The sequence below is a fragment of the Pseudomonas sp. RV120224-01b genome, assembly GCF_003208145.1.
Taxonomy (GTDB): Bacteria; Pseudomonadota; Gammaproteobacteria; order Pseudomonadales; family Pseudomonadaceae; genus Aquipseudomonas; species Aquipseudomonas monteilii.
Genome location: NZ_QKMQ01000006.1, coordinates 19,635 through 32,473, shown reverse-complemented (window position 1 = coordinate 32,473; position 12,839 = coordinate 19,635). Strand labels below are relative to the sequence as shown.

The window sequence follows — 12,839 nt, the reverse complement described above, 5'->3', positions numbered from 1 at the left end:
ATAGACAACCTTGCACAATAGTGGATGTTCCTGAACCCGCACTCCGGGTATGCTCAACGCTGACTTTTCGTACTGTCCTGATCCAAGGAGCTGCACGCTGTGTTCAAACATGTCGATGCCTATGCCGGCGACCCGATCCTCTCGTTGATGGAAACCTTCAAGGCCGACCCGCGCGCCGACAAGGTCAACCTGAGTATCGGCCTGTATTACGATGAGGCTGGCGTGGTGCCGCAACTGGCAGCTGTGGATGCGGTGGAAAAACGCATCGCCGGCCAGGACCACGAAGCTTCCCTGTACCTGCCGATGGAAGGCCTGGCCAGCTACCGCCAGGCCATCCAGGCACTGCTGTTCGGTGCCGATCACCCGGCTGTGACCGGCGGCCGTGTGGCCACCGTGCAGACCGTGGGTGGCTCCGGCGCCCTGAAAGTCGGTGCCGACTTCCTCAAGCGCTATTTCCCGCAGTCCGAAGTCTGGGTCAGCAACCCGACCTGGGACAACCACCGCGCCATCTTCGAAGGCGCCGGCTTCAAGGTGCACACCTACCCGTACTTCGACCAGGCCACCCGTGGCGTGGACTTCGACGGCATGCTGGCCACCCTGCAGACCCTGCCGGCCAACAGCGTGGTACTGCTGCACCCTTGCTGCCACAACCCCACCGGCGCCGACCTGGAACAACACCAGTGGCAACAAGTGGTTGAAGTGGTCAAGGCACGCCAACTGATCCCGTTCCTCGACATCGCCTACCAGGGCTTCGCCGAAGGCCTGGTGGAAGACGCCTACGCCATCCGCGAAATGGCCCGTGCCGGTGTGCCGTGCCTGGTCAGCAACTCGTTCTCGAAAATTTTCTCGCTGTACGGCGAGCGGGTAGGGGGCTTGTCGGTGGTGTGCGACGACGACGCCACTGCCCAGAGCGTCCTTGGCCAGCTCAAGGCCACCGTACGCCGCAACTATTCCAGCCCGCCCAACTTCGGTGCCCAGCTGGTCGCTGGCGTGCTGAGCGATACCGGCCTCAATGCCCAATGGGCCGAAGAAGTCGAAGTGATGCGCAAGCGTATCCTCGACATGCGCCAGGCGCTGGTCGATGCGCTGGCGAAGCTGCTGCCAGGCCAGGACTTCCAGTTCTTCCTGCGCCAGCGTGGCATGTTCAGCTACACCGGCTTCAGCGTGGAGCAAGTGCGCCGCCTGCGTGACGAGTTTGGCGTCTACCTGATCGACAGCGGCCGCGTGTGCATGTCCGGCCTGCGCCCGGCCAACCTGCAACGGGTTGCCGAAGCGTTTGCTGCTGTTCAGAAGTAACACCACCAAGGGGCCTGCGCGGCCCCTTGCATTTCCTGTCGGCACAACCCGCTTGTAAAGACAAGTGCAACCGCCCCTCGGAAAGGGGCTTCGCAAGTGCAACCTTTCCGTGCACAATCGCGCCCCTCTTTTCCGGTTGAGTTGGGCGAAGGCACTATTTCGCCATTCTCAGCCTGTTGCAGTCTTGCGAGTGGAGCTTCACCCGGAATGAATGAGCAGGCCCCAAGCGTTGAACAACGCTTTGCAGAATCGACCCCCGCCACCCTTGGCAGCTGGGCGCGTCACGACACTACCTGGATGCTGGGCCTGTTTGGCACAGCCATCGGCGCCGGAACCCTGTTCCTGCCGATCAACGCCGGCCTTGGCGGCTTCTGGCCGCTGCTGATCCTGGCCATCCTGGCCTTCCCGATGACGTACTTTGCCCACCGTGGGCTGACCCGTTTCGTCCTGTCGGGGCGCAACGGTGGCGACATCACCGAGGTGGTCAAAGAGCACTTCGGCAGCACCGCCGGTGCCTCGATCACCGTGCTGTACTTCTTCGCGATTTTCCCCATCCTGCTTATCTATAGCGTGGCGCTGACCAACACCGTGTCCAGCTTCATGGAGCACCAGCTGCACATGGCGCCGCCGCCACGGGCCATCCTGTCGTTCGTGCTGATCCTCGGCCTGCTGGCCATCGTGCGTTGCGGCGAGCAGGCCACGGTCAAGGTCATGAGCCTGCTGGTGTACCCGTTCATCGTCGCCCTGGCGCTGCTGGGCCTGTACCTGGTGCCGCACTGGACCGGTGGCATCCTCGACAGCGCCACCCAGGTGCCGCCGGCCTCGGCGTTCCTGCACACCCTGTGGCTGGCCATTCCGGTGATGGTGTTCTCGTTCAACCACTCGCCGATCATCTCGGCCTTCGCGGTGGACCAGAAGCGCCGTTACGGCGAGCACGCCGATGAGCGCAGCGGCCAGATCCTGCGCCGTGCCCACCTGCTGATGGTGGTGATGGTGCTGTTCTTCGTGTTCAGCTGCGTGCTCACCCTGAGCAGCGCCCAGCTGGCCGAAGCCAAGGCACAGAACCTGTCGATCCTGTCGTACCTGGCCAACCACTTCAGCAACCCGACCATCGCGTTCGCGGCGCCGCTGATCGCCTTCGTGGCTATCGCCAAGTCGTTCCTGGGCCACTACATCGGTGCCAGCGAAGGCCTGAAGGGCATCATCGCCAAGACTGGCGCGCGCCCGGGTGCCAAAACCCTGGACCGCGTGGTTGCTGCGCTGATGCTGGTGGTGTGCTGGATCGTTGCCACCCTCAACCCGAGCATCCTCGGCATGATCGAGTCGCTCGGCGGCCCGATTCTCGCGGTGCTGCTGTTCCTGATGCCGATGTACGCCATTCACCGTGTACCGTCGATGCGCAAGTACAGCGGCGCGGCCTCCAACGTGTTCGTGGTGGTGGTCGGCTTGGTTGCGTTGACTTCGGTGGTGTACGGCCTGCTGGGCTGATTCGCCTCCTGCAATAAAGAATGCCCGGGTTGCCTGTCGCAAACCGGGTATTTTTTTGTCCACAAAAAGTGTCTGGAAATAGAACAATTTCACCGGACCCATAGGCACCCGGCCGGCTTCATGCTTAACTCAGTGTCCTTTTCAAACCCAGCATAAGGATTTCGTCATGGCTCAAGTGACTCTCAAAGGCGGCCCGGTTCAGGTTAACGGCAACCTGCCACAGGCCGGCGCCCAGGCTCCGGCATTCTCCCTGGTCGGTGAAGGCCTGGCTGACAAGTCGCTGAAAGACTTCGCCGGCAAGCGCAAAGTGCTGAACATTTTCCCGAGCGTCGACACCCCAACCTGCGCTACCTCCGTGCGCAAGTTCAACGCCCAGGCCAACGATGTCGCCAACACTGTCGTGCTGTGCATCTCCGCCGACCTGCCGTTCGCCCAGGCGCGCTTCTGCGGCACTGAAGGCCTGGAAAACGTGAAGAACCTGTCGACCCTGCGTGGCCGCGAGTTCCTCGAAAACTACGGCGTTGCCATCGCCGACGGCCCGCTGGCCGGCCTGGCTGCCCGCGCCGTGGTGGTGCTGGACGAGAACGACAAGGTGCTGCACAGCGAGCTGGTTGGCGAAATTGCTGACGAGCCGAACTACGATGCAGCCCTGGCTGTACTGAAGTAAGGATTGTGTGGGGCAGGGCGGGCATTTATTGCCTGTGCCGGCCTCTTCGCGGGCAAGCCCGCTCCCACAGGGATCGTACAGCTTTTGAAACCTGTGCAGTACCTGTGGGAGCGGGCTTGCCCGCGAAGAGGCCGGCACATAAAAAGAAACCTTCTAGCCCGCCACCGCTCCAAGCAACACCCTGTAACGGCCCGGAATACGTTCCGGGCCGTTTTCATTTAAAATTCCGCGTCTTGGCAACGTCAGCCTAAGGTAAACCTCTGGTAAAGGCCCTTTGCTAAAGCGATGCCATTGCTTATCGTTCACCCTCCCCAAGTCGCCATTCCGAACAAGGTTCGTTCAACCCATGCAAGCGTCCAATTCCCGTTCCCCCCGTCGCTGGCTCGTCGGCCTGCTGATCCTGCTGCTGGTGGCTGCACTGGCCTGGTGGCTGTGGCCTGCAGCAACGCCTGCGCATAAAGAAGCCAGTGGCGGCGGCGGGCGCGGTGGCAAGGGCATGGGCATGATGGGCGGTCGCCCGGGCTTTGGCGGCTCCAGCGAAGCTGTGCCCGTGCGCGTCGAGCCGGTGCGGGTGGGTGATTTCCCGCTGTACTACAAGGCCCTGGGCACGGTCACCGCGACCAACACCGTCAACGTACGCAGCCGCGTGGCTGGCGAACTGGTGAAAATCCACTTCAAGGAAGGCCAGCAGGTCAAGGCCGGCGACTTGCTTGCCGAAATCGACCCGCGCTCGTACCGCATCGCCCTGCAGCAAGCCGAAGGCACCTTGGCGCAGAACCAGGCGCAGTTGAAGAACGCCCAGGTCGACCTGGCCCGTTACAAAGGCCTGTACGCCGAAGACAGCATCGCCAAGCAAACCCTCGACACCGCCGAAGCACAGGTGGCGCAATTCCAGGGGCTGGTCAAGACCAACCAGGCCCAGGTCAACGATGCCCGCCTGAACCTCGACTTCACCCAGATCCGTGCGCCGATCAGCGGCCGTGTCGGCCTGCGTCAGCTTGACCTGGGCAACCTGGTGGCGGCCAACGACACCACCGCACTGGTAGTCATCACCCAGACCGAGCCGATCAACGTCGCCTTCACCCTGCCGGAAACCGAGCTGAGCACCGTGCTGGAGCGCTATCGCAGCGGCGCCAGCCTGCCGGTCGAGGCCTGGGACCGCAGTGACAGCAAACTGCAATCTACCGGCGTGCTGGGCAGCATCGACAACCAGATCGACACCACCACCGGCACCCTCAAGTTCAAAGGCCGCTTCGAGAACAAGGACCTGGTCCTGTTCCCCAACCAGTTCGTCAACGTGCGCTTGCTGGCCGATACCCTCAAGCAGGTGGTCATGGCCCCGGCGGCGGCCATCCAGTTCGGCAACGACGGCAGCTTCGCCTACGTGGTCAATGCCGAGAACACGGTTAACGTGCGCAAGCTCAAGGTGGGGGCCAGCGATGGCGAGAACAGCGTCATTCTCGACGGCCTGAAGGCCGGTGACCGGCTGGTGCTGGAAGGTACCGACCGCCTGCGCGAAGGCACCAAGGTCGAAGTGGTCGAAGACAGCTCACAAGTGCCGACCACCCCGGGCCAGCACCTGCAAGGGCAAGAGGCCAAAGGTTCGGCGCAAACCGGTGAAGCACAACCTGGCAAAGCAGCAGGCAAGGCGGGCGCATGAACCTCTCGCGTCTGTTCATTCTGCGGCCGGTCGCCACCACGCTGAGCATGCTGGCCATCGTTCTGGCCGGCCTGATCGCCTACAAGCTGCTGCCGGTTTCCGCCTTGCCGCAGGTGGATTACCCGACCATCCGCGTCATGACCCTGTACCCCGGCGCCAGCCCGCAGGTCATGACCAGTGCAGTCACCGCACCGCTGGAGCGCCAGTTCGGGCAGATGCCTGGCCTTGAGCAAATGGCCTCGACCAGCTCCGGCGGCGCGTCGGTGCTGACCTTGCGCTTCAACCTCGACATGAACATGGACGTTGCCGAGCAACAGGTGCAGGCCGCGATCAACGCCGCCAGCAACCTGCTGCCCAGCGACCTGCCAGCGCCACCGGTGTACAACAAGGTCAACCCGGCCGACACCCCGGTGCTGACCCTGGCCATTTCCAGCAAGACCATGCCGCTGCCCAAGCTCAACGACCTGGTCGACACCCGCGTGGCGCAAAAGCTCGCGCAGATCAGTGGCGTGGGCATGGTCAGCATTGCCGGCGGCCAGCGCCAGGCAGTGCGCATCAAGGTCAACGTCGATGCCTTGGCCGCCAACGGCCTGAACCTGGATGACGTGCGCACGCTGATTGGCGCGTCCAACGTCAACCAGCCCAAGGGCAACTTCGACGGCCCGACCCGGGTGTCGATGCTCGATGCCAACGACCAGCTGCGTTCCCCCGAGGAATACGCCAACCTGATCCTGGCCTACAACAACGGTGCGCCGCTGCGCCTGAAAGACGTGGCCGAAATCGTCGACGGCGCGGAGAACGAGCGCCTGGCTGCCTGGGCCAACGAAAACCATGCGGTGCTGTTGAATATCCAGCGTCAGCCGGGCGCCAACGTGATCGAAGTGGTCGACCGCATCAAGGAACTGTTGCCGTCGATTACCGACAACCTGCCGGCCGGTCTGGATGTGTCGGTGCTCACCGACCGCACCCAGACCATCCGCGCTGCCGTGAAGGACGTACAGCACGAACTGCTGATCGCCATCGCCCTGGTGGTGATGGTCACCTTCCTCTTCCTGCGCCGCTTCAGTGCCACCATTATCCCTTCGATTGCCGTGCCTTTGTCGCTGATCGGCACCTTCGGCGTGATGTACCTGGCCGGCTTTTCGGTCAACAACCTGACGCTGATGGCCCTGACCATCGCCACGGGCTTTGTGGTCGATGATGCCATCGTGATGCTGGAAAACATCTCGCGGCATATCGAAGAGGGCGAGACGCCCATGCAGGCAGCGCTCAAGGGCGCCCGGCAAATCGGCTTCACCCTGATTTCCCTGACCTTCTCGCTGATCGCGGTACTGATCCCGCTGCTGTTCATGGCCGATGTCGTCGGCCGGCTGTTCCGCGAGTTCGCCATTACCCTGGCGGTGGCCATCCTGATTTCCCTGGTGGTGTCGCTGACCCTGACGCCGATGATGTGCGCCCGGCTGCTCAAGCGCGAGCCCAAGGAAGAAGAGCAGGGGCGCTTCTACCGTGCCAGTGGTGCCTGGATCGACTGGCTGATCAAGCACTACGGCAGTGCCCTGCAATGGGTGCTGAAGCACCAGCCGTTGACCTTGCTGGTCGCCGTGGCCAGCCTGGCGCTGACGGTGTTCCTGTACATGGTGGTACCCAAGGGCTTCTTCCCGGTGCAGGACACCGGGGTCATCCAGGGTATCTCCGAAGCGCCGCAATCCACCTCGTTTGCCGCCATGAGCGAACGCCAGCAGGCCCTGAGCAAGGTGATCCTGCAGGACCCTGCCGTGCAGAGCCTGTCGTCCTACATCGGCGTCGATGGCGATAACGCCACGCTCAACAGTGGCCGCCTGCTGATCAACCTCAAGCCCCATGGCGAACGGGATGTCACCGCCAGCGAGGTCATCAGCCGTCTGCAGCCGCAACTCGACCGGCTGGTGGGTATCCGCCTGTTCATGCAGCCGGTGCAGGACCTGAGTATCGAAGACCGTGTCAGCCGCACCCAGTACCAGTTCAGCCTGTCGTCGCCCGACGCCGACCTGTTGGCGCAATGGAGCAGCAAGCTGGTACAGGCGCTGCAGCAACGCCCCGAACTGGCCGACGTGGCCAGCGACCTGCAGGACAAAGGCTTGCAGGTCTACCTGGTGATTGACCGTGACATGGCCAGCCGCCTGGGCATCACGGTGTCGCAGATCACCAACGCCCTGTATGACGCCTTTGGCCAACGGCAGATCTCCACCATCTACACCCAGGCCAGCCAGTACCGTGTGGTACTGCAGTCGCAGGACGCGGCAGTTATCGGCCCGCAAGCGCTGGAGTCGATTCACGTCAAAGCCACCGATGGCGGCCAGGTGCGCCTGTCGGCGCTGGCGCGTATCGAGCAGCGCCAGGCCCAGTTGGCCATTTCCCACATTGGCCAGTTCCCGGCGGTGACCCTGTCGTTCAACCTGGCTCACGGTGCATCGCTGGGTGAAGCCGTGCAGGTGATCGAGCAGGTGCAGAAGGACATCGGCATGCCGTTGGGTGTGCAAACCCGCTTCCAGGGTGCGGCGGAGGCCTTCCAGGCATCGCTGTCGAGCACCTTGCTGCTGATCCTGGCGGCGGTGGTGACCATGTACATCGTGCTGGGCGTGCTGTACGAAAGCTACATTCACCCGGTGACCATCCTCTCGACCTTGCCGTCGGCAGCAGTGGGCGCTTTGCTGGCTCTGCTCATCAGCGGCAACGACCTGGGCATGATCGCCATCATCGGTATCATCCTGCTGATCGGTATCGTCAAGAAGAACGCGATCATGATGATCGACTTCGCCCTGGAGGCCGAGCGCCACCAAGGCATGAGCCCGCGCGATGCCATCTACCAGGCGGCGCTGCTGCGCTTCCGGCCGATCCTGATGACCACCCTGGCCGCGCTGTTCGGTGCCGTGCCGCTGATGCTCGCTACCGGTTCCGGCGCCGAGCTGCGCCAGCCTCTGGGCCTGGTGATGGTGGGCGGGTTGCTGGTCAGCCAGGTGCTGACGCTGTTCACCACCCCGGTCATCTACCTCTACTTCGACCGCCTGGCCCGCCGCTGGCGCCCGGCCACTGACGCGAAGCAGGCCGAGGCATGAACCTGTCCGGTCCTTTCATCCGTCGCCCGGTGGCGACCATGCTGTTGAGCCTGGCGATCATGCTGCTGGGCGGCGTCAGCTTCAAGCTGCTGCCGGTTGCGCCGCTGCCGGAAATGGACTTCCCGGTGATCGTGGTGTCGGCCAACCTGTCCGGGGCCAGCCCCGAGGTCATGGCGTCTACCGTGGCCACACCACTGGAGCGTAAGCTGGGCAGCATCGCCGGCGTCACCACGCTGACCAGCAGCTCCAACCAGGGCTCGACCCGGGTGATCATCGGTTTCGAGATGGGCCGTGACATCGACGGTGCGGCGCGCGAGGTGCAGGCGGCGATCAACGCTACCCGCAACCTGCTGCCCAGCGGCATGCGCAGCATGCCCACCTACAAGAAGATCAACCCGTCCCAGGCGCCGATCATGGTGCTGTCGCTGACCTCGGATGTGCTGCAGAAAGGCCAGTTGTACGACCTGGCCGACACCATCCTGTCGCAGAGCCTGGCCCAGGTGTCGGGGGTAGGGGAGGTGCAGATCGGCGGCAGCTCGCTGCCGGCGGTGCGCATCGCCGTCGAGCCGCAGCTGCTCAACCAGTACAACCTGTCGCTGGACGAAGTGCGCACGGCGGTGTCCAACGCCAACCAGCGTCGCCCCATGGGCTTTGTCGAGGACGCCGAGCGCAACTGGCAGGTGCGCGCCAACGACCAGCTGGAAACGGCCAAGGACTACGAGCCGGTGGTGATCCGCCAGCAGAACGGTACCATCCTGCGCCTGTCCGACGTGGCGACCATCACCGACGGCGTCGAGAACCGCTACAACAGCGGCTTCTTCAATGACCAGGCGGCCGTGCTGCTGGTGGTCAACCGCCAGACCGGCGCCAACATCATCGAAACGGTTGACCAGATCAAGGCACAGCTGCCGGCCCTGCAGTCGTTGTTGCCAGCCAGCGTGCAACTGAACGTGGCCATGGACCGCTCGCCCGTGATCAAGGCCACCCTGAAAGAGGCCGAGCACACCCTGCTGATTGCGGTGGTGCTGGTGATCCTGGTGGTGTACCTGTTCCTCGGCAGCCTGCGCGCCTCGCTGATCCCCAGCCTGGCCGTGCCGGTGTCGCTGGTGGGCACGTTCGCGGTCATGTACCTGTGCGGTTTCTCGCTGAACAACCTGTCGCTGATGGCGCTGATTCTGGCCACCGGCCTGGTGGTGGACGATGCCATCGTGGTGCTGGAAAACATCTCGCGGCACATCGAGGACGGCCAGCCGCCGATGAAGGCGGCCTTCCTCGGCGCCAAGGAAGTAGGCTTCACCTTGCTGTCGATGAACGTGTCGCTGGTGGCGGTGTTCGTCTCCATCCTGTTCATGGGTGGCATTGTGCGCAACCTGTTCCAGGAGTTTTCCATCACCCTGGCGACGGCGATCATCGTGTCGCTGGTGGTATCGCTGACCCTGACGCCCATGCTCTGCGCCCGCTGGCTCAAACCGCATCAGGCCGAGCAGACACGCCTGCAACGCTGGAGCGACAAACTGCACCAGCGCATGGTTAACGTCTACGACCGCAGCCTGGGCTGGGCCCTGCGCCACAAGCGCCTGACCCTGCTCAGCCTGTTGGCCACCATCGGTATCAACATCGCGCTGTACGTCGTGGTGCCAAAGACGTTGATGCCGCAGCAGGACACCGGCCAGCTGATGGGCTTCATCCGTGGTGACGACGGGCTGTCGTTCACCGTGATGCAGCCGAAGATGGAAATTTACCGCCGTGCTTTGCTCGCCGACCCGGCAGTGCAGAGCGTTGCAGGTTTCATCGGTGGCAACAGCGGTACCAACAACGCCATGGTGCTGGTGCGCCTGAAACCGATCAGCGAGCGCAAGATCGATGCGCAGAAGGTGATCGAGCGCCTGCGCAAGGAAATGCCCAAAGTGCCTGGCGGGCGCCTGTTCCTGATGGCCGACCAGGACCTGCAACTGGGCGGCGGTGGCCGTGACCAGAACTCGTCGCAGTACCTGTATACCCTGCAGAGTGGCGACCTGGCAGCGCTGCGTGAGTGGTTCCCGAAAGTGGTCGCAGCCGTGCGTGCACTGCCGGAGCTCACCGCTATCGATGCGCGTGACGGTGCCGGCACCCAGCAGGTGACCCTGGTGGTCGACCGCGACCAGGCCAAGCGCCTGGGCATCGACATGGACATGGTTACCACGGTGTTGAACAACGCCTACAGCCAGCGGCAGATCTCCACCATCTACGACAGCCTCAACCAGTATCAGGTGGTGCTGGAGATCAACCCGAAATACGCCTGGGACCCAAGTACCCTGGAGCAAGTGCAGGTGATCACCGCCGACGGCGCCCGTGTGCCGCTGTCCACCATCGCCCACTACGAAAACAGCCTGGCCAACGACCGCGTCAGCCACGAAGGCCAGTTCGCCTCCGAAGACATTGCCTTCGACGTCGCGGAAGGCTACAGCCCCGACCAGGCCATGGCTGCGCTGGAGCGCGCGGTGGCCAAGTTGGGCTTGCCTGAGGAAGTGATCGCCAAGCTGGGTGGCACTGCCGATGCCTTTGCCAAGACCCAGGAAGGCCAGCCGTTCATGATCCTCGGTGCGCTGGTGCTGGTGTACCTGGTGCTGGGCATCCTGTACGAAAGCTACATTCACCCGCTGACCATTCTTTCGACACTGCCTTCAGCCGGTGTCGGGGCCTTGCTCGCGTTGTACGTCACGGGGGGCGAGTTCAGCCTGATCTCGCTGCTGGGGCTGTTCCTGCTGATCGGCGTGGTGAAGAAAAACGCCATCCTGATGATCGACCTGGCCTTGCAGCTGGAGCGCCACCAGGGGCTGTCCCCCGAGGAGTCAATTCGCCGGGCTTGTCTGCTGCGCCTGCGGCCGATCCTGATGACCACCCTGGCGGCCATTCTTGGCGCCTTGCCGCTGCTGCTGAGCCACGCCGAGGGCGCGGAAATGCGCCAGCCGCTGGGCCTGACCATCATTGGTGGCCTGGTGTTCAGCCAGATCCTCACCCTTTATACGACGCCGGTGGTCTACCTGTACCTGGACCGCCTGCGCCACCGTTTCAACCGTTGGCGCGGCGTGCGCACCGACGCCGCCCTGGAAAACCCGCTATGACTTTTGCCCAGACCCCACTTCATCGTGCCCTGCAAACGCTGACCCGTGGGCGTGGCTCGCGCCTGCTCGGCGCCGGGTTGTGCGTGGCCCTGCTCAGTGCCTGTACCCTGAGCCCGGACTACCATCGCCCCGAACTGAAAAGCTCGGCGGCGCAGTTCAAGCACGCCGAAGGCTGGACCCAGGCCGCGCCATCCGACGCCATCGCCCGCGGCGCCTGGTGGGAAATCTACGGCGATGCCGGGCTCAATGCGCTGGTTGAGGAACTGAACCGCAGCAACCAGACCGTAGCGCAATCCGAAGCCCAGTACCGCCAGGCCCAGGCGCTGGTGCGCAGCAGCCGCGCGGCGTTGTTCCCCAGCCTGGACCTGAACGCCAGCAAGAACCGCTCGGCCCAGGGCACCGGCAGTTCCAGTTCGAGCTTGTCCAACAACAGCAGCGGTATTCGCAACACCTACAACGCGCAGTTGGGCGTGAGCTGGGAGATCGACCTGTGGGGCAAGCTGCGCGAAACCATGAATGCCAACGAGGCCAGTGCCGAAGCCAGCTTCGCCGACCTCGCGTCGATTCGTTTGAGCCAGCAATCGGAGCTTGTGCAGAACTACCTGCAACTGCGGGTGATAGACGAGCAAAAGCGCCTGCTGGAAGCCACTGTGGCGGCCTACGAGCGCTCGTTGCGGATGAACGAAAACCAGTATCGCGCCGGCGTCGCCGGGCCAGATGCGGTGGCGCAGGCACGTACCCAGCTCAAGAGTACCCAGGCTGACCTGATCGACCTGATCTGGCAGCGCGCGCAGTTCGAGAATGCCATTGCCGTGCTGCTGGGCAAAACCCCGGCCGACTTTGCTCTGGCCGACAGCAAGGACATTCCCGCGCTGCCGCAAATCCCGGTTTCGCTGCCTTCGCAGTTGCTGGAACGGCGCCCGGATATCGCTGCCGCCGAGCGTAACGTGATGGCCGCCAATGCCAACATCGGCGTGTCGCGGGCGGCGTATTTCCCGGACCTCAGCCTGAGCATGAGTGGCGGCTATTCCAGCAGCAGCTTCAGCAACTGGATCGAGCTGCCCAACCGCTACTGGTCGGTAGGCCCGCAACTGGCGCTGACCCTGTTCGACGCCGGCAAGCGCAGCGCCGAGGTGGACCGCACGGTGGCCGCGTATGACCAGACCGTGGCGCAATACCGCCAGACCGTGCTCGACGGCTTCAAGGAAGTGGAAAACCTGCTGGTGCAGTTGAAGGTGTACGGCGATGAAGCGGTGGTGCGCCAAGAGGCGCTGGATGCCGCCCGTGAGTCGCTGCGCCTGACCGAGAACCAGTACCGCGCAGGGTTGATCGGCTACCTGGATGTGGTGAACGTGCAGACCACGGCGTTGAGCAACGAGCGCAGTGTGTTGAACCTGCTGCAAGGGCGCCTGGTGGCCAGTGTGCAGCTGGTGGCTGCGCTGGGTGGCGGCTGGGACGCAGAACAGGCATTTGCCGAGCAGGATTGACCCGTTCTGCCGGCGTACTACGAAACTCTGTGGGAGCGGGCG

7 protein-coding genes are annotated in these 12,839 nt (G+C 63.6%); all 7 read left to right on the top strand.

Annotated features, from left to right (window positions below):
- Positions 1-99 precede the first annotated feature (99 nt).
- The 7 genes from N436_RS11560 to N436_RS11525 all read left to right on the top strand — a co-directional run bounded on the left by N436_RS11560 (position 100) and on the right by N436_RS11525 (position 12,797).
- A complete protein-coding gene (locus N436_RS11560) occupies positions 100-1,296 on the top strand; it encodes an amino acid aminotransferase (RefSeq protein ID WP_110741080.1) in 1,197 nt (398 codons plus the stop codon).
- Between the two features lie 207 nt (positions 1,297-1,503).
- A complete protein-coding gene (locus N436_RS11555; protein ID WP_110741079.1) occupies positions 1,504-2,784 on the top strand; it encodes a serine/threonine transporter in 1,281 nt (426 codons plus the stop codon).
- Positions 2,785-2,950: 166 nt separating this feature from the next.
- Positions 2,951-3,451, top strand: coding sequence for a thiol peroxidase (gene tpx / locus N436_RS11550; RefSeq protein WP_110741078.1), 501 nt, complete (start codon positions 2,951-2,953; stop codon positions 3,449-3,451).
- Between the two features lie 346 nt (positions 3,452-3,797).
- Positions 3,798-5,111, top strand: a complete 1,314-nt coding sequence (locus tag N436_RS11540) for an MdtA/MuxA family multidrug efflux RND transporter periplasmic adaptor subunit (protein WP_110741077.1) — start codon at positions 3,798-3,800, stop codon at positions 5,109-5,111.
- The gene (locus N436_RS11535; RefSeq protein WP_110741076.1) at positions 5,108-8,206 is read left to right on the top strand and encodes an MdtB/MuxB family multidrug efflux RND transporter permease subunit; all 3,099 of its coding nucleotides are present in this window, start codon (positions 5,108-5,110) and stop codon (positions 8,204-8,206) included. The genes N436_RS11540 and N436_RS11535 overlap by 4 nt, the downstream gene beginning before the upstream one ends.
- Positions 8,203-11,310, top strand: coding sequence for an efflux RND transporter permease subunit (locus tag N436_RS11530; RefSeq protein WP_105947482.1), 3,108 nt, complete (start codon positions 8,203-8,205; stop codon positions 11,308-11,310). The genes N436_RS11535 and N436_RS11530 overlap by 4 nt, the downstream gene beginning before the upstream one ends.
- Positions 11,307-12,797, top strand: a complete 1,491-nt coding sequence (locus N436_RS11525) for an efflux transporter outer membrane subunit (RefSeq protein ID WP_110741075.1) — start codon at positions 11,307-11,309, stop codon at positions 12,795-12,797. Before N436_RS11530 ends, N436_RS11525 begins: the two co-directional genes overlap by 4 nt.
- Positions 12,798-12,839: the final 42 nt, after the last annotated feature.